A 17,730-nucleotide genomic window follows, 5' to 3' on the forward strand; every position below is an offset into this window, starting at 1 on the left:
TCGGGCGTTTCAGGTGGTCGGGGACGTCTGCCCGGGAGTGTGTCCAGGCTCATCCGCGGGCTGGACGACGGGCTCTGGAGCTCGTGTTCCGGCTACCGATATCGTCAAGGGATGCTTGTGATCGTTCGTGAGCACGCGTGCGGCCGGACACGGTGAGCCGCTCCGCCACGGAGCCGGAACAGGTCGGTCGGAAGGTGCGGCTGCGCGAGGTCGGCCTCCGCGACCGCCGGGTCCTGATGGGCTTCGACCGCGACATGGCCCGTGAGGCGACGCCGCTGATCGGTGGCGGGCACCGCCATTGGGCCTCGCACCGTTCGGGTTCGGCGGGTGACGATATTCACTTCGGCATCGAGACGGTGCGCGGGCGGATGCTGGTCGGCTCGGTCTGCACCATCGGCGCGGACCCGGTGACCGGCCTGTTCGGCTACGGCATCGGGATCGCCCCTCGCCACCAGCGCTGCGGCTACGCCACGGACGCGATCACCGTTCTCCTGGCGCATATGTTCGAGCAACGCGGCTTCCGTAAATGCGAGGTCAGCGTGTACGGCGGCAACCTGGCGTCCCTTTCGCTGCACGGCGGTCTGGGCTTCCGCGAGGAAGGCAGGCTGCGCGACACCGAAGTGGTGCGCGGCGAGATCAAGTACCTGGTCCGGATGGGGATCACGGCCGAGGAATTCGCCGCCCGCCCCTCCGACGGCTCGGACGACCTCGGACGGCGCGGTCAGCACCGGCGGCCCCGCCGCGGCAAGCACTGGCGCGCGCCCGCCACGGTCAGCGGCTGATCATCCCGGACTCGTAGGCGAAGACGACCGCCTGGACGCGGTCGCGGAGGCCGAGTTTCGTGAGGATGCGGCCGACGTGGGTCTTCACGGTCCCCTGCGAGAGGTACAGCAGCCCGGCGATCTCGGCGTTGGACAGACCGCGGGCCAGCTGCTCGAGCACTTCGTGTTCGCGGCCGGTGAGCAGGGCGAGCCTGGCGTCCGGCGACGGCGCGGGCAGGCCGGTGACCACGCGGTCGAGCAGCCGACGGGTGACGGTGGGCGCGAGCGTGGCTTCTCCGGCGGCGACGACGCGGACGCCGGAGATCAGGTCCGGCGCCAGCGCGTCCTTGAGCAGGAAACCGCTGGCCCCCGCCTGGAGCGCGGCGTAGACGTACTCGTCCAGGTCGAAGGTGGTCAGCACCAGGACGCGGGCGCGGTGGGCCGCGGCGATCGCGGCGGTGGCCTCGACGCCGTCCATCTCGGGCATCCGGATGTCCATGAGCACGACGTCGGGATCGACGTCCGCCACCATCCTGACGGCCTCCGCGCCGTCGCCTGCCTCGCCGACGACGTCGATGTCGTCGGCGTTGTCCAGGATCATCCGCAGGCCGGTGCGCACGAGCGTCTGGTCGTCGGCGATGACCACCCGGATAGTCATGACGGCAGGCTCGCGCGGACGGCGAAGCCGTGGTCCGGACGCGGTCCCGCGTCGAAGGTGCCGCCCAGTACGTTCACTCGTTCCCGCATTCCTTCGAGGCCGTGCCCGGTGCCGGACGGTGGTACCGCCGCGACGCCGTCATCGGTCACCTCGATGTCCAGCGCGCCGGGTCCGTAGCGCATCACGATAGTCACCGACGCGTCCGGACCGGCGTGTTTCAGCACGTTCGTCAGTGCCTCCTGCACGATCCGATAGGCCGCCAAGTCCACAGTGGACGGAAGTGGCCGGGGTGCCCCTTCGACCACGAACTCGACTGGCGTACCCGCGGCGCGGATGTCGGCGGCCAGCCGCGGCAGGCGTTCCGCGCCCGGCTGGGGTTCCCAGTCCGGCGTGTCGTCGCCGAGCGCGCCGAGCAGCCGCCGGATCTCGCTCAAGGCGGTCCGCCCGGTGCCGACGATGGCGTCCAGCGCCTCCCGCGCTCGCTCGGGCCGCCGCTCCAGCTCCGCCTGGGCGCCTTGGGCCTGCAGCACCACCACCGAAAGCGCGTGCGCGACGACGTCGTGCAGTTCGCGGCTGATCCGCCCGCGTTCGGCGGCGACGGCCAGCGCGGCCTGGGTGTCGCGCTCGCGCTCGAGATCGGCGGCCCGCTGCTCCAGGACCGAGAGCCGGATCCGGCGCTGCCGCGTGTTCAATCCGGCCAGCCAAGCCACCGCGAGCGAGAGGCCGATGCCTGCGAACCCGCCCCAGTCCTGGACCTGGCGATGGTCGTCGTCGAGGTCGGTGGGTGGTGCCAGCCGATCGATGATGATGATCCGCGGCGGTTCCGGATCCGACGTCCGCGAGTTCGTTTCGGCGGCATGGAACGACCACGCTCCGGCGACGAGCAGGCCCGCCGCCAGCAGAGCGAGGGAAAGCCGTCGCGACCCCCACGCCGCGACGGAGAAGAGACCGATCAACGCCACGAAGTCGACCGGGCGGAGATCGTTGCCCATGGCCAGATGCAGGAGGGAGACCGTCGCCCCGGCCGCGAACGTGATCGTGGGGCTGCGGTGCCGGATCAGCAAAGAAGCCAAGGACACCAAGGAGGCAAGCCACCACTCGAAACCCTCGGGGTCATCGGCGGTGACCACAGTGGACAGTCCGATGAGTACGGTCAGTCCGAGGTCCACGGCCTTCGGGTGACTCCTGAGGATGGCGAGCACCAGCCGAGCGTAATCCCGGATCGGACGGAGCGGATCCACCTCGCGGCAGACCCCGGCATACGACCTGCGACAGACGCGCGAATACGGCGCCGGGTCGCAGGCTGGTGGCGGAAGATCCTCGACAGAAACGGAATCCTCATGAGAAGGCTTCTCGTCGCGCTGGTCGCCCTCGCCGCCATGGTGCCCTTGGCGAGCCCGGCTTCGGCGGCCGCGGCGTCCTTGACGTTGCCGCCGCCGACCGGTCCGCATCCGGTCGGCTCCACTGATCTGCACTTGGTCGACTCCGTGCGTCAGGACCCGTGGGTGCCGACGGGGCCGCGCGAGCTGATGGTGTCGCTGTTCTACCCGGCGCTGCCGTTCGGCCCGAAACGCCCGTACCTCACGTTGGCCGAGGCCAAGGCGTTCCTGACCGAATCCGGCGTCCCCGACGTCGATCCCGCGCGGCTCTCCGGGATCCGGACCAGCGCGCGGGTCGACGCCCCGCCCCTGCCGGGAAAGCGCGCGCTGGTCGTCCTGTCGCCGGGATTCGGCAAACCGCGCATCACGCTCACCGGGCTGGCGGAAGAGCTGGCGAGCAAGGGTTTCGTGGTCGCGCTGATCGGCCACAACTACGAATCCCACGGCACGGCCTTCCCGGACGGGCGCGTCACCGAATGCGCCGCGTGCGGATCCGAGTCCACGCTGATCCCGCCGATCCGATCCGCGGACGTCTCGTTCGTCCTCGACACGCTGACCAAGCCCTCGTCGCCGTGGTCCCGGCTGATCGACCGAGCGCGGATCGGCATGGCCGGGCACTCCATCGGCGGCTACAGCACGCCCACGGCGATGGTCGCCGACCAGCGGATCCGCGCCGGCGCCGACCTGGACGGCAGGCTGTGGTCACCGGTCCCCGCGTCCGGGATCGACCGGCCGTTCCTGCTGCTCGGCCGCGAAAGCGAGTACACCCCGGCCGGTCCGGACACAACCTGGGCGGGCAGTTGGCCGAACCTCACCGGCTGGAAGCGCTGGATCAGTGTCGCGACGGCCGGGCACGCGTCCTTCACCGACGTCGGCCCGCTCGGCGAGCAGCTGGGCCTCGCTCCGCCCGGCACCCTCGGCGGCGACCGCGGATTGGCACTGACCAGGGCTTACATCTTCGCCTTCTTCGACAAGAACCTGCGTGGCGGACGTCAGCCGTTGCTGGACGGACTGGTGGCGGGCAACCCCGAGATCAAGTTCTGGAACCGACCCCGGTGAGGCCGGTGGAAACCTGCCAGAGCCGCGCGGCCTCACCGGCGTCGATCGCGAAGGGGCGCACTCCCACCCACTCGCCCTCTTCGGCGGCGATCTCGGCGACGTCGCAGTCCTCGCAGTAGAGCCCGCCCATGCCGGCCAATTGTGGTGACGTCGCCGCCCAGACCTGGGTGGCGGCGCCCTGCTCCGGCGACTTGAAGTCCGGGTCGGCCTGGTCTCCGTTCTCGTCGATCCAGCCGAACCCGACCATCTCCTCCTGCCGCAGATGACGCTGCAGGGGAGTGAGGATCGCGCCCGGATGCAGGCTGAACGCGCGGATCCCGTGCTCGGCGCCGATCGCGTCCAGATGCACCGAGAACAGCACGTTCGCGGTCTTGGCCTGGCCGTAGGCGAGCCAGCGGTCGTAGCCGCCCTCGAACTGGACATCGTCCCAGCGCATCGGGGACGAGTGGTGACCGGAGGAGGCCACCATGACGACCCGGGCGCCGCCGTCCGCCGTCAGCGCCGGCCAGAGCCGGTTCACCAGGGCGAAGTGGCCGAGGTGGTTGATCGCGAAATGCGACTCCCAGCCGGGGCCGACCCGCCGTTCCGGCGCGGCCATGATCCCGGCGTTCGCGATCAGGATGTCGACGGAACGTCCGGTGCCGAGGAACCGGCGGGCGAAGGTCTCGACACTCGTCAGGTCGGCGAGGTCGAGCTCGCCGACCTCGGTACCGGAGATCCCCGCGAGGGCCGCCTCCGCGTCGGCCGGACGGCGGGCGGGGACGACCACGTGCGCTCCGGCGTTCGCCAAGGCGCGCGTGGTTTCCAAGCCCAGCCCCGAATATCCGCCGGTGACGATGGCTAGCCTGCCGGAGAGGTCGATTCCGCGCAGGACCTCTTCGGCGGTGCTGCGGGCGCCGAAGCCGGAGCCGATCTTGTGCTGTGAGGTGGTCATGCGGCGAACGCTAGGAGCTAGAGGGCTCTCTAGGTCAAACGCTATCGTCGGCCACGTGACGGAACTCGCGATCGGCAAGGTCACCGACCGGACGGGCCTCAGCGTGCACGCGCTTCGCTTCTACGAGAAGGAAGGGCTGCTCGCGGGGCCGGTGAAACGGGATGCGAACGGCCGCCGCGTGTACACCGAGCACGACGTCGAATGGATCCTGAACTGCACGAAGTTCCGGGCGTCCGGGATGCCGCTCGCCACGATCCGCGAGTTCGCCGAGCTCGTCCGGCAGGGGCCGGGTAACGAGGAAAAGCGGCTGGACCTGCTGCGGGAGCACCAGAACACCGTCCGCGACCGGATCGCCGAACTGGCCGACTGCCTGGAGTTGATCAGCAGGAAGGTCGAGGTTTACGAGGAGCATGTCGCGCGGGGGACCGCTAGCGATCTCTGGCGCTGATGTGTCCACAATGGACAGACGACGCCACCCGATCGGTGCAACGTTTCGCCTGGCTATCGGTCGTGGCGGCCCCTAGGCTCTCCCGCTTGTGACCTGCGAGGTGAGGCGATGAGGTCCTTCGGCGCGGTGGATCCGGTCAAGATGGCGCTCGCGGGACTCACCACGATGGCACTCGGGATGGCGGCGGCGCTCAACGCCGACGCCCTGCCGGTGATCGGCGGCGGCACCACTTATTCGGCCGAATTCTCCGACGCGGGCGGGCTGCACGAGGACAACGACGTCCGGGTCGCCGGGGTCAAGGTCGGCAAAGTGTCCGAGATCGACCTCGAAGGCGATCGTGTGCGCGTCTCGTTCCGGGTGAAGGACGCGTGGCTCGGCGACGCCACGAGCGCGTCCATCCGGATCAAGAACGTCCTGGGGCAGAAGTACTTGGCGCTCGACCCACGCGGTGAAGCGGTCCTCGATCCTGGCGAACCGATCCCGCTGCGGCGAACCACCGCGCCGTACGACGTCCTTGAAGCGTTTCGGGATCTGTCGAAAACCGTCGACGCCATCGATGTCGACCAGCTCGCCAAGAGTTTCGACGCCATCTCGGCCACTTTCGCCGACACGCCCGCCGACGTCCGCGCCGCACTCGACGGGATTTCGAAGCTGTCCGGCACCATCGCCTCCCGCGACCGGCAACTCCGGACACTGGTGGCGAACACGCGGCAGGTCTCGCAGACCCTCGTCGACCGCGACACCGAGGCCCAGCGGCTGATCCAGGACGGCAACGCGCTGCTGCGCGCGATTTCCACCCGGCAGCAGGCGATCAAGGACCTGCTCGACGGATCGAAACGGCTCGCGACCGCCCTCGACGGCATCATCGCCGACAACGACGGGCAACTCGGGCCGGTTCTCGAGCAACTCGACCGGCTGACGTCGATGCTCCAGCGCAACCAGGACTCGCTGGCCAAGGGCATCGCCGCGTTCGCTCCGGCGATCCGCGTGCTCACCAACGTCGCGGGCAACGGGCACTGGATCGACGGCTACCTGTGCGGGCTCGTCCTGCCGTCGTTCGGCCCGATCAACGAGAAGGGCTGCTTCGAGAAGTGACTCACCTCGTGAGTGGTAAGGGCGGTGGGTCTCTCACCGGCCGATGTTCCCAATGTCGCATTTGAGACGCTGAGCGCCTCAAATGCGACATTGGGAACCCCTGTGGGGCGTGAGGGTCACGTCACCGTTGCCGTACCCCTCAATGACCGTCCCTGCCAGTCGCTAGACGCTCGACCGGAGGAAGAGGGTGGGCGGCGGATGTTCCCAATGTGGCATTGGGGGCATCGATCGCGACGCGGTCGCGTGAGGATCGGCCGACCCGATCGTCAGGGCTTCGTCCGCCGCAGCCAGAACAGCCCGACCACCGGCAGCACCAGCGGGATGAACAGATAGCCCTGCCCGTACACCGACCACACGGTCGCGTGCGGGAAGGCCTCGCGGTCGAAGAGGCTGAACGTCCCGACGGTCAGCACGCCGAGCAGTTCGATCCCGCAGGCGACCAGCGCGATCCGCCACCATCCCGCGCCGCGGCGGGCCAGGGCGACGGTGGCCAGGAGATAGACGACGGCCGCGAAGGCGGAGAGGGCGTAGGCCAGCGGGGCCTCACCGAACTTGGTGCTGATCTGCACGGCGGCGCGTGACGTCGCCGCCAGCGCGAAGATCGCGTAGACGGCCACCAGGACGCGTCCCGGGCCGGAGGCCTTGTCCGTACGGGTGTCGGTAGCGGTGTCCACCGTGTTCTCCTCGGTTTCTTCAGGCACTCGCGCCCGCCCACACCTCGTGCAGCCGGAGCACCATCACCGGGATGGCGAGGCAGGCGATCCCGAGGATCGCGGTGCTCGACCGCGTGCGCTCGGCCAGTGCCCAGAACGTCCCGAGCGGGAGCACGACCAGGGAGCCGATCAGGTAGGCGAGATAGGTGGCCATGCTGCCTGGGCGGCCGCCGTCGATCAGCAGCACGACGCCGATGACGAGCTGGACCACCAGGAGGAGTTCGACGACGGCCAAGCCGGCGAGCAGCGGGTTGTCCGGCAGTTTCCTGCGCGCGGACTGCACGAAACTCCATACCGCGACCAACGTCGCGCAGATCGCGACGGTCACCGCGAAGCCTGTGATCACGCCCGCCTCCTTACCCGCTCCACCGGCGACAACGTACCTCCGGACGGGTCGCGCCCGACGGGCGACCGGTGGGGTGCGTGGCGGAGACCACGGAGGCGACCAGTGGTCCAGACCTCAGGTGAATAGATCACGAAGCGCGCTCGATTGGCGTTCGGCCAATTCGGTCGCGCATTATTGTGATCGGTGTCGGGACCAGGGATTACGTCGCACGTACGTTCCTGTTACACACCGACCGGGTGGTTGAAATCCGTGTTGATCTCACCCTGGGTACCCCTACCATTCGGTAGGTTTCGAATTCACGTCCCTGAACAGCCCATCCGAACCCCCGGTATGGCGGATTGGCCGTTTGCTGTCCGGCGGGTGGAATATTCCCCATCGCGATGGTGCACATGGCCCATCCGATTGGTGCGAAGGAGGGGGTGCTCGATGGACGTCCGATACGAAGCGTATTGCTTCGCCGATCCCCTGTTCTTCGATGAGCAGCGCGAAACCGGGGACGCCGCCGACGATTTCGCCTCCCTGCTGCCCGCTCCCGAGTCGGGCTGGCGGACCGGGGTGCGCGGAGTGTGGCGCATGATGCACCCTCTTGCTCGAAACCTTCCCTTGCAGGGCTGGAAAATCCACGTTTCAGCAGGATTGGGCAACGCTGAGCGAGTGCTCGTGAAGGTGCATGAGCATTGTCTTGAGCACAATCTGTCGTACAAGCACCTGCGTTCGCGGAGCACCCTGCTGGCCCGAAATTCCAAATATGCCCCGCGTGACGGAAGCGGCAAGTTACTGACTCTTTATCCAGCTGACAACAACGAGCTCGAGCGCGTTCTCGCCGAGTTGTCCGCGAAGCTCGACGGGGAGCCCGGTGCGTACATTCTCAGTGATCTCCGGTATGGTGCCGGGCCGCTCTACGTCCGCTACGGCGGATTCGCCGAACAGTGGGTCGAACTCGACGGAAAACGTGTCCTGGCGGTGCGCAAACCGGACGGAACGTTGGTCCCGGACAAGCGCGAGCCGACCTTCTCGGTACCCGACTGGGTGACGATTCCGGAGTTCCTCGCGCCTCATCTCGCAGCTCGCAAGGCCGGCGGCGCGGATCGGTTCCCCTATCAGGTGAAAAGTTCACTGCACTTCTCGAACGGTGGCGGCGTATACCTCGCCGACCGGAAGGACGACGGCGAAGAGGTGGTCCTCAAGGAGGCCAGGCCGTTCGCCGGCCTCGACCGCGACGAGATCGACGCCGTCGACCGCCTCCGCTGGGAGCACGAGGTGCTGGAGCGGCTGAAGGGCATCGAGGGCATCCCCGCGACCTACGACCGGTTCACCGTTTGGGAGCACCACTTCCTCGCCATGGAGTACATGCCGGGCGTTTCCCTCGGCAGCTGGCTCGCCCGCAACTACCCGCTCACCCGGCGGGACTGCACCGAGGACGACATCGTCGCCTACACCGAACGCGCCTTGGCGCTGGTCGACCGCGTGGCACGGATGGTCGACGAGGTGCACGACCGGAGGATCGTCTTCGGCGATCTGCACTCGATGAACATCCTGGTCGACGGCGACGACGACAAGATCGGGCTGATCGACTTCGAGATGGCCACGGACGCCGACAGCGGCAAACGGCCGGCGCTCGGCGCACCCGGGTTCCGCGCCCCGCGGGACCGGAACGGGTTCGAGATCGACGACTACGCGATCGCCGTGCTGAAGCTGTGGATCTTCTTGCCGCTCACCACGCTCCTCGAGCTCGCCCCGGCGAAGCTGCGCGGGCTCGCGGACTTCGTCCAGCGGCGTTTCGACGTTCCGGAGGGCTACGCCGACTCGATCGTCGCCGAGCTCGCGCCGCGGAACGCTCCGCCTCAGAGCGCGTCGACCGAGCTCGACCAGGAGAAGCCCGACTGGGCACTGGTCCGCAAGCAGATCACCGAGGGGATCCTCGCCTCCGCGACCCCCGAGCGCACCGATCGGCTCTTCCCCGGCGACATCGAGCAGTTCCGCGTCGGTGGTGCCTGCTTCGGGTACGGCGCGGCCGGTGTCCTCCACGTCCTGAACGCGGTCGGCGGGGAGCGGCATCCCGATCACGAACGCTGGCTGCTGGACTCGATCCGCCGCGATCCGCCGGATCGCCCGGGGTTCTACGACGGCTCGTACGGAATCGCGTACGTGCTCGAAGAGCTCGGGTATCGCGACGAGGCCACCAAGCTGCTGGCGTCGTCGGCGACGCTGGTCGAACAGACCACCGACCACAGCCTCGAAGGCGGCCTGTCCGGCATCGGGCTCACTCAGCTGCACTTCGCGGTGACCCGCAAGGACAACGAGTTCGGCAGGCAGGCGCTCGCCACCGCGGTCCGGCTCGCCGAGGCGCTCGAGACCGCCGCCCCGCCCGGCAAGTTCGCCAGGGCAGGCCTGCTCAACGGGTGGTCCGGGCCGGCGCTGCTGTTCGTCCGGCTGTTCGAGCGCACCCGTGAAGAGGGCTGGCTGTCCTTCGCCGACCAGGCGCTGGAGCGGGACATCGAGGAGTGCGCCGAGTCCGACGACGGCTCCTTGCAGGTCCGCGACGGCGAGTCCAGGACGCTGCCCTACGTGGGTGTCGGCGGCGCGGGGATCCTCATGGTCGCCGAGGAGCTGGCGAAGTACCGCCCGGACGCGAAGTCGCTGAAGAGCCTGCCCGGCCTTCGTGAAGCTTGTCGTGGCGAGTTCGTCATCCATCCCGGCCTCTTCTTCGGCCGATGCGGGCTGATGACCGCGCTCTCGATGGGTGCCGAACGGGAACAACGCGTCCTCGACACCATCGACCTGCATCTTTCCCGGCTGGCCTGGTACGCGATGCCGTACAAGGGCGGCCTGGCGTTCCCCGGCAACCAGCTGCTCCGGCTGTCGATGGACGTCGTCACCGGCGGCGCGGGCGTGCTCCTCGCCCTCGCCGCGACCCTCGACGGGAAGGCCTTGCTGCCTTTCCTGTCCCCCAGGACCACCGGCCACTGATGGCCGGCGGAAATAAGTAACCGATGAAAGGGAACACCATGGAACTGGTTCTCGACTTGCAGGCCCTGGAAGCCCCCGAGGTTCTCGAAGGTGGCCACGGCGGCGGCGGCGGGGGCAGCAACCTGAGCCTGCTCGCTTCCTGCAACAACAGCACCATCAGCCTGCTGACCTGCCACTGATCTCCGGCACATCGCTAGCTGATCACTGAAGGTGCGGGAGCGGCACAGGCCAAGTGCGCCGCTCCCGCGCTTTCATTTTGCCTTCCGGTTCGTCTCGATGGGATCACGGATTGAGGAGTGGAATGGCGGGGTCCGCCGATCGGCTGCTGGTCTCGGTGACCGCGCTCGATCGTCCCCGCCTGATCGCGCTGATCTTCTGCGCGCTCGCCGGGACCGCGGCGGGCCTGCTCCTGCCCGGCGCACTGGCCGAGGCGGTCGACGCCGTGGTGGCCGGACGCCCCAGCCTCCCCGAGGTCTCCTGGCTGATCGTCCTCGGTGTCACCGAGATCGCGGTCGGCCTGATCGGCGGGATCCTGACCGCGCGGATGACGGCCTACGCGACCGCGTGGCTGCGTCGCGAACTCACCGACCGCTATCTCGCGCTCGGCACCCGCTCGGCCTTCGCCGACGGCGACGCGATCAGCAGGCTCACCAGTGACTGCACCGGTGCCGGAATGGTCGCCTCGGTCGTCGTCCAGCTCGGGTCGACCACCCTGATCTCCGGCGGATCCGTCGTCCTGCTCGCGCTGATGGACTGGCGGCTCGCGCTCGTCTTCCTCGCCAGCATCCCGTTCGGGCTGATGCTGGCGCGCACGCATCTGAAGAACACCGCCGACGACGTCCTGACCTATCAAGAGGTCTCCGGCGAACTGGCGGCGAGGATGATCGACGCCGTCGCCGGGCTCCGCACGATCGCCGCGTCGGGCACCGCCGACCGCGAGGCCGAACGCGTGCTGCGGCCACTGCCGAAACTGAGCCTCGCCGGTCTGGGGATGTGGCGCACGCAGGCCAAGATGGTGTGGCGCTCGGGCCTGCTGCTGCCCGCGGCGGAACTCGCGGTGCTGGCCGCCGCCGGTTTCGGCGTGATGGAGGGCAGGCTGTCCGTCGGACAGGTCCTCGCGGCGCTCGGCTACGTCGCGCTCGGCATGGGCCTGATCACCCAGATCCCTTTGCTCACCACACTTTCCCGCGCGCGGTCGTGCGCGGAGCGGATCAGCGCGGTGCGGGAATCGCCGGTCCCCGAACCGGGTGACCTGGGCGTCGTCCCCGGGCGGGGCACGCTCGAACTGCGCGGCGTCACCGTCGAAGGCGCGCTGCGGGATGTCGACCTGCTCGTGCGGGGCGGCCGGTTCACCGCGGTCGTCGGGCGCTCCGGCGCCGGGAAGTCCGTGCTGGTCAACGTCCTCGGCGGGCTGGTGACCCCGGACGAGGGGACGGCGGTGCTCGACGGCCGTCCGCTGGAGAAGCTGCGGCCGTACGAGCTCCGCGCGGTCGTCGGGTTCGCCTTCGAACGTCCCGCGCTGCTCGGCGCGACCATCGGCGACGCCGTCGGGTACGGCTCGTGGGCCGGTGAGGCCGCCGTGCGCGGCGCCTGTCAGTCCGCGCAGGTCGACGACCTGATCGTCCGGCTGCCGAACGGATACCGGACGCCGCTTTCGGAGACGCCGCTGTCCGGCGGGGAGGCGCAGCGCATCGGGCTGGCGCGTGCGATAGCGCACGCGCCGCGGGTGCTCATCCTCGACGACGCCACCGCCAGCCTCGACACGGTCACCGAAGCCGCCGTCGAAGAGGCGATCGAACGCACCCTGCCCGGCCGGACCCGGGTGGTGGTGACGCATCGCGCGGCCACCGCCTCGCGGGCGGACGCGGTGGTGTGGCTGGAAGACGGCCGGGTCCGCGCGGTCGGTACGCACGCCGAGCTGTGGCGAGATCCGGCTTATCAAGCAGTTTTCACCGAGGGCGCGCAGTGAGCGTCTGGGGTCTCTACCGTTCGGCGCTGGCCGGGCAGTGGAGAGGCGGGCTGGTCCTGCTGGCCTGCTCCGTACTGGAGAGCGCGCCCGCGTTCTTGTCCGGGCGCCTGGTCGAACTCGCGGTTGACGAGGGGTTTGCCGCGGATCGGCCAGGCACCGGACTGCGTTGGCTCGCGATCTTCGGCCTGGTCGCGGTGATCGGCGCGCTCGGTTCGCGGCTGGTGTGGCATCAGCTCGGCAAGGTCGTCGAGCCGTTGCGCGACGCGCTGGTGACCGCCGTCGTGCGTGGGGTCCTGCGCGATCCGGCACCACCGCGGAACCAGCCGGACGCCAGCGGCGTCGCCCGCATCACCCAGCACGTCGAAGTGGTCCGCGACGCCACGGCCGGGCTCCTGGTGCAGGCGCGCGGGATGATCGTGACGACGGTGGCGGCGCTGGCCGGCCTGTTCACCGTCGCCGGTTCGCTCGCGCTGATCGTCGCGATCCCGGTGGTGGTCGCGATCCTCGTGTTCGCCTGCTTGCTGCCTTCGCTGGCCCGCCGTCAGCGCGCGCTCGCGCTGGCCGACGAGCGGACCGCCGAGGTCGCGGGCGCGTCGCTGTCCGGTATGCGCGACGTCGTCGCCTGCGGCGCGGAACCTCTTGCCGCGCTTGAGTTCTACGACGCCATCGACACACAGGCGAAGGCGGCCGTGCGGGTGGCGCGGTCCGGGGCGGCCCGGTCGGTGGTGATCGCGACCGGCGCGTTCGTGCCGCTGCTGCTGGCGTTGCTGGTGGCGCCGGGCATGGTCAAGGACGGCTCGCTCACGGCCGGGGCCGCGCTCGGCGCGCTGGTCTACCTGGCGACGACGATGCAGCCGGCGTTGCGGGGCTTGGCCGCGACCGCGAGCACCGTGGTGCTGCGGCTGATCGTCGCGCTGCGGCGGCTGGCGGAGACCGCGGAGGCCGAGCCGGAGGCCGACGGCACGGCCGAACCGGACGGGACCGCGATCTACGTGCGCGACCTGACCTTCAGCTGGGGCGCGGCGGCGGAACCGGTGGTGCGCGGTCTCGACCTGCATCTGCGGCCCGGCGAGCGGCTCGCGGTGGTGGGACCGAGCGGAATCGGCAAGTCGACACTGGCCGGGCTCCTGACCGGGATGCTCGAACCGCAGGCGGGACGGGTGCTGCTCGGCGGGGTCCCGGTCCGGGAGGTCCCGGCGGCGCTGCGGCACCGGATGGTCGCGCTGATCCCGCAGGAGGCCTACGTCTTCGCGGGGTCCGTGCGGGACAACGTCGGCCTGTTCGCGCAGGCCGCGATGGACGGCGAACTGCGGGCGGCGGTGGCGGCCGTCGGCGCGGAACCGCTGGTGACGCGGCTGGGCGGGCTCGACGGCGAGATCGGGCACGGGACGCTGTCCGCCGGTGAGGCGCAGCTGATCGCGCTAGCGCGGGTGTACGCGAGCGACGCGGGCATCGTCGTCCTCGACGAGGCGACGTCGCACCTCGACCCGCCCGCCGAAGCCCGCGCGGAACGGGCGTTCGCCGAGCGGGGCGGGGTGCTGGTGGTGATCGCGCACCGGCTGACGTCGGCGCTGCGCGCGGACCGGGTCCTGGTGATGGACGGCAAGGAAACCGCCCTCGGCACCCATCTCGAACTGATGGACCGGTCCACGCGCTACGCCCAGCTCATGCACGCGTGGTCGCCGCGGTTACCCCAGCCCAGTGCGCAGTTCTTCCAGCGCGCTCCTGAGTAGGCCGTCGACGGCGACCGGGCGCCGGGACTCGCGATCGACGAAGACGTGCACGAAGGTGCCCTCCGCGATCACCGTCTCCTTCGAGTACATCCCGACCTCGTAGCGGACACTCGACCGGCCGAGATGCCCCACCCGCAGGCCGACCTCGAGTTCTCCAGGGAACGACACCGAAGCGTGGTACTTGCACTGCGATTCCACGCACAGCCCGATGACCCCGCCGGTTTCGATGTCGAGCCCGCCGCGTTCGATCAGCCAGGTGTTGATCACGGTGTCCATCACCGAATAGTGGACGACGTTGTTGACGTGCCCGTAGACGTCGTTGTCCTTCCACCGCAACGGAACCGTCTGCCAGTGCGGGTACTCGGCGTTCACCACAGCGTCACCGAATCCCGCAGGATCCCGGCGAGGTCCTCTTCGGACGCCACGCGCGGCGCCGTCGCCAGCAGTCGTTGTTGTTTCACCGTACCGGAAACCAAGGAGTCCACATCGGACTCGGTGTAGCCGACGTCGCCGATCCCGTTGGGGATCCCGATCTCCCGCATGATCTGCCGCAGCACCGCGGGCAGGTGGTCCTGCAGATCACCCGGCCATTCGTAGTCCGGCGCGAGCAGCCGGGCCACCCGCAGGTGCCTGTCCGGCGCCGCGTCGAAGGTGAAGCGGAACGCCGCGGGTGCCGTCAAAGACACCGCCATCCCGTGCGGCACCATCGGCTCGTCACCCGGATAGCCGCCGGGATGGAATTCTCGTACCTGCCCGGCGATCGGATACGCGTTGGCGTGCGGGATGTGCACCCCCGCGTTGCCGAACCCGAGCCCGGCGAAGGTCGCCGCGAGCGCCATCGCCTCGCGCGCCTTCATGTCCGAACCGTCCCGCACGGCCGCGGGCAGCGCCCACGACAGCAGCCGCAGCGACTGCTCGGCGAACATGTCGGCCAGCGGATTCGCGCCACAGTAAGGAACCCGGTCCTCCGGGCGTTTGCGGTCGAACTCGGTGTACGGCTTGGCCGTGTAGCTTTCCGCGGCGTGGCAAAGGATGTCCATCCCGCTCGCGGCGGTCACCTCCGGCGGCTGGGAAACCGTCAGCCTCGGGTCGACGACGGCGAGACTCGGCCGCAGCCGTAGATGGCTGATGCCGCTCTTCACCCGCAGTGACAACACGTCCAGCACGCAGACGGTGGTGCTCTCCGAACCGGTCCCGGTGGTGGTCGGCACCGCGACCAGCGGTTTCAGTGGCGCGCTCGGCGCGCGGCCGCCGCCGACCGGCGCGTTGACGTAGTCCAGCAGGTCACCGTCGTTGCTGGTCAACAGGTTCACCGCCTTCGCGGTGTCGATGGCCGATCCGCCGCCGACGGCGACGAAGGCGTCCCACTCGCCCTGTCCTCTGGCGAAGTCGACGGCCTTCCGCATGCTGACGTCGGTCGGCTCGACGTGCACGCCGTCGAAGACGACCGCCTCGATGCCGTAGGTCTCGATGCCTTCGGCGATCCGTTGTGGCCAGCCCGTCGCGGCGACACCCGCGTCGGTCAATACGAGCACCCGCCGGGCGCCGTACTGGGTGAGGTCGTAGCCGATCTCATCGCTCGACCCGGCACCGTATTTCAAGGCCGGTGCGCCGTAAGTGAAAACTGTTTCACGTCCAGCGGTGGCTGAGGTCACGTTTTCGTGCTCCCTTGCTCGAACACGCTCCGATATCGGACATTCTGCCGCCCCGGGGTTGCCGGAATCGAAAGATCGCTTGACGGCACCGATCACCGCCCGCCTAAGCTCGTACTCATTAGATACCAACCAGGAGCGTCCGTCGCCCAGACGGCCGTACGGATCCTGACCGAGGCGCAGATCCACCGCGTGTACGCGGTGGCCGGTGAGTCCTTCCTGGATCTGCTCGACGCGCTGCAACGCGAGCGGTCGATCACCTACGTCTCGGCGAGACACGATTCCGGCGCGGCCTTCATGGCCGAGGCCGAAGGCAAGCTCACCGAGCATCCGGCGGTCCTGCTCGCGGGCCGCGGCCCGAGCGCGGCGAACCTCGCGATCGGCGTCTCCACGGCGTACCAGGACGAGAGCCCGATGGTCGTCCTGCTGGAGAACCCGCCGTCCAGCCCCGGCCCGACCAGCGAACTGCCCACCGCGGACCTGACGGCGATGTTCGAGCCCCTCGTCAAGTGGCTCGGCCGCGCGGAGTCCCCGGACGAGGTCCCCGGCCTGCTGGTCGAGGCGCTGACCCGCTGCCGCGAAGGGCGGCCCGGGCCCACCGTCGTCGCCGTCCCCGCCGACTTCTGGGGCGTCCCGTTCGACTCCGCCAAACCGGTCGCCGCCGTGAAGCCGCCCGCCACCGGCGCGCTCGGCCGGACCGCCGAGGCGGTCGCGCAGCTGGTCGACGAGGCCCGGTACCCGGTGGTCATCGTCGGTGGCCGGGCCCGCGCGGGGCGGGAAGAGCTGATCGCCGTCGCCGACGAACTCGCGCTCCCGGTGTACAACGCGTTCCGCCGTCAGGACGCCTTCCCCGAGAACCACGCGCGCTACGCCGGCCATCTCGGCATCGGCATCCCCGCGCGGCAGCTCGACGCGCTGGAGCGTGCCGACCTCGTGCTCGCGCTCGGCACGCAGCTCGACGAAGTCACCACGCAGTCCTTCCGCTACCCGACGCCGTCGCAGACGCTGGTACTGGTCGGCACCGGGATCGAGCCCGCCCGGCGCGGCGGCCTGACCTTCCGGGTCGACTCCGAGGTCGAGCCGTTCCTGCGCGAACTGCGCAACGTCGCCTCGCCGCGGACCCGCCGCGCGTCGGCCGCGAACGCCGCCGTGCACACCTTCATGACGCCACCCGACACCAGCGGCGCCACCCGCGTCCATCCCGCCGACGTCATCCGCGCGGTGCGCAAACTTGCGCCCGAAGACGCGATCGTGACCAGCGACGCGGGCAACTTCGCCCAGTTCATGCACCGCTACTGGTGCTTCACCGCGCCGCGCAGCCAGCTCGGCCCGAGCAACGCGGCCATGGGCTACGCGGTCCCCGCGGCGGTCGCGGCGAAACTCGCCGAGCCGCGCCGGACGGTGATCGCGATGGCGGGCGACGGCGGCGCGCTGATGACGGGGCAGGAGATCGAGACGGCCGTCCGTTACCGGGTGCCGGTGACCGTCCTGGTGTTCCAGAACGGCCTGCACGGTCCGCTCGCCGTGCACCAGGCGCGCAAGCACGGCAGGCTCTCGGGGGTTACAGTCCCCATCACCGACTTCGCGTCGTGGGCACGAGGGCTCGGCGCCGCCGGGTACACCGTGGACGACCGCGAGGAACTGGAACCGATCATCGCGAGCGCGCTGGTGCGGCAACGGCCGTGTGTGATCGACATCAGGACGGATCCGGACGTGGTGACCCCGGACATCCGGCTGACGAGCCTGCTGGGCGCCGCGAGGCCGCAGCAGGGCGGCCAGTAGGGCGATTACCGGGCGGTACGTTTTCTCAGGGGATACACAGAAACCCTTGTGGTGCCGCCTTCACCTGCTCCAAAGGGTGGGAATGTGGTGACGACTCGGCCGAGTTTCGGTCGCGGAGACCGGATTTTGTCGGTCGGTCGTGGCACAATCGCCGCAACACCGAGAGTCCGATATGGACCGGAGCGGCCATCGGGTCCGCGACCGTTCGCCGGTGAGTTGTTGGCACGCAGT

At 69.6% G+C, this 17,730-nt stretch carries 16 protein-coding genes; 9 read left to right on the forward strand and 7 right to left on the reverse strand.

The genetic code is table 11. The annotated features are described in order from the left end of the window. Positions 1–137 precede the first annotated feature (137 nt). Positions 138–782, forward strand: a complete 645-nt coding sequence (locus ACZ5IK_RS07160; protein ID WP_465486962.1) for a GNAT family N-acetyltransferase — start codon at positions 138–140, stop codon at positions 780–782. Here the strand turns inward: ACZ5IK_RS07160 and ACZ5IK_RS07165 are convergent. Together ACZ5IK_RS07165 and ACZ5IK_RS07170 are read right to left on the reverse strand one after the other, a co-directional pair. After that, complete coding sequence (locus ACZ5IK_RS07165) at positions 772–1,419, reverse strand: response regulator (protein WP_465486963.1); 648 nt, start codon at positions 1,417–1,419, stop codon at positions 772–774. The two genes, ACZ5IK_RS07160 and ACZ5IK_RS07165, sit on opposite strands and share 11 nt — an antisense overlap. Further along, a complete protein-coding gene (locus ACZ5IK_RS07170; RefSeq protein ID WP_465486964.1) occupies positions 1,416–2,621 on the reverse strand; it encodes a sensor histidine kinase in 1,206 nt (401 codons plus the stop codon). The genes ACZ5IK_RS07165 and ACZ5IK_RS07170 overlap by 4 nt, the downstream gene beginning before the upstream one ends. A 138-nt stretch (positions 2,622–2,759) precedes the next feature. Here ACZ5IK_RS07170 and ACZ5IK_RS07175 point away from each other — a divergent pair, with 138 nt between their 5' ends. Further along, entirely contained in the window at positions 2,760–3,857 is a 1,098-nt protein-coding gene (locus tag ACZ5IK_RS07175) for an alpha/beta hydrolase family protein (protein WP_465486965.1), read from the forward strand. On the opposite strand, the gene ACZ5IK_RS07180 is transcribed toward ACZ5IK_RS07175, so the two are convergent. Next, positions 3,832–4,791 carry an SDR family NAD(P)-dependent oxidoreductase gene (locus ACZ5IK_RS07180; protein ID WP_465486966.1) on the reverse strand — a complete coding sequence of 320 codons (960 nt, stop codon included), beginning with the start codon at positions 4,789–4,791 and terminating at the stop codon, positions 3,832–3,834. The two genes, ACZ5IK_RS07175 and ACZ5IK_RS07180, sit on opposite strands and share 26 nt — an antisense overlap. A 55-nt stretch (positions 4,792–4,846) precedes the next feature. On the opposite strand from ACZ5IK_RS07180, the gene ACZ5IK_RS07185 reads away from it, so the two are divergent. Together ACZ5IK_RS07185 and ACZ5IK_RS07190 are read left to right on the forward strand one after the other, a co-directional pair. After that, positions 4,847–5,239, forward strand: coding sequence for a MerR family transcriptional regulator (locus tag ACZ5IK_RS07185; protein ID WP_465486967.1), 393 nt, complete (start codon positions 4,847–4,849; stop codon positions 5,237–5,239). 108 nt (positions 5,240–5,347) lie between these two features. Beyond that, positions 5,348–6,334 carry an MCE family protein gene (locus tag ACZ5IK_RS07190; protein ID WP_465486968.1) on the forward strand — a complete coding sequence of 329 codons (987 nt, stop codon included), beginning with the start codon at positions 5,348–5,350 and terminating at the stop codon, positions 6,332–6,334. Positions 6,335–6,600: 266 nt separating this feature from the next. Here the strand turns inward: ACZ5IK_RS07190 and ACZ5IK_RS07195 are convergent, their stop codons facing one another. Both ACZ5IK_RS07195 and ACZ5IK_RS07200 read right to left on the reverse strand, forming a co-directional pair. Then, positions 6,601–7,035: a hypothetical protein gene (locus ACZ5IK_RS07195; RefSeq protein WP_465486969.1), complete on the reverse strand. Its 435-nt coding sequence runs from the start codon at positions 7,033–7,035 to the stop codon at positions 6,601–6,603. Then, complete coding sequence (locus ACZ5IK_RS07200) at positions 7,028–7,393, reverse strand: hypothetical protein (RefSeq protein WP_465486970.1); 366 nt, start codon at positions 7,391–7,393, stop codon at positions 7,028–7,030. Before ACZ5IK_RS07200 ends, ACZ5IK_RS07195 begins: the two co-directional genes overlap by 8 nt. 426 nt (positions 7,394–7,819) lie before the next feature. Here ACZ5IK_RS07200 and lanKC point away from each other — a divergent pair, with 426 nt between their 5' ends. The 4 genes from lanKC (at position 7,820) to ACZ5IK_RS07220 (ending at position 14,065) form a co-directional block, all read left to right on the forward strand. After that, a complete protein-coding gene (gene lanKC / locus ACZ5IK_RS07205; RefSeq protein ID WP_465486971.1) occupies positions 7,820–10,363 on the forward strand; it encodes a class III lanthionine synthetase LanKC in 2,544 nt (847 codons plus the stop codon). A 38-nt stretch (positions 10,364–10,401) separates the two neighbouring features. Beyond that, the gene (locus ACZ5IK_RS07210) at positions 10,402–10,542 is read left to right on the forward strand and encodes a SapB/AmfS family lanthipeptide (RefSeq protein WP_101613675.1); all 141 of its coding nucleotides are present in this window, start codon (positions 10,402–10,404) and stop codon (positions 10,540–10,542) included. Between the two features lie 122 nt (positions 10,543–10,664). Continuing rightward, on the forward strand, positions 10,665–12,332 hold the full coding sequence (locus tag ACZ5IK_RS07215; protein ID WP_465486972.1) for an ABC transporter ATP-binding protein: 1,668 nt from the start codon (positions 10,665–10,667) through the stop codon (positions 12,330–12,332). Next, complete coding sequence (locus ACZ5IK_RS07220; RefSeq protein WP_465486973.1) at positions 12,329–14,065, forward strand: ABC transporter ATP-binding protein; 1,737 nt, start codon at positions 12,329–12,331, stop codon at positions 14,063–14,065. Before ACZ5IK_RS07215 ends, ACZ5IK_RS07220 begins: the two co-directional genes overlap by 4 nt. Here ACZ5IK_RS07220 and ACZ5IK_RS07225 read toward each other — a convergent pair. Then, a complete protein-coding gene (locus tag ACZ5IK_RS07225) occupies positions 14,021–14,440 on the reverse strand; it encodes an acyl-CoA thioesterase (protein ID WP_465486974.1) in 420 nt (139 codons plus the stop codon). The two genes, ACZ5IK_RS07220 and ACZ5IK_RS07225, sit on opposite strands and share 45 nt — an antisense overlap. Continuing rightward, complete coding sequence (locus ACZ5IK_RS07230; protein ID WP_465486975.1) at positions 14,434–15,720, reverse strand: hydroxyacid-oxoacid transhydrogenase; 1,287 nt, start codon at positions 15,718–15,720, stop codon at positions 14,434–14,436. Before ACZ5IK_RS07230 ends, ACZ5IK_RS07225 begins: the two co-directional genes overlap by 7 nt. A 117-nt stretch (positions 15,721–15,837) precedes the next feature. Between ACZ5IK_RS07230 and ACZ5IK_RS07235 the strand changes: the two genes are divergently transcribed. Then, complete coding sequence (locus ACZ5IK_RS07235) at positions 15,838–17,499, forward strand: thiamine pyrophosphate-binding protein (RefSeq protein WP_465487243.1); 1,662 nt, start codon at positions 15,838–15,840, stop codon at positions 17,497–17,499. Positions 17,500–17,730 lie beyond the last annotated feature (231 nt).

This window comes from Amycolatopsis sp. NPDC031561 (assembly GCF_055580625.1).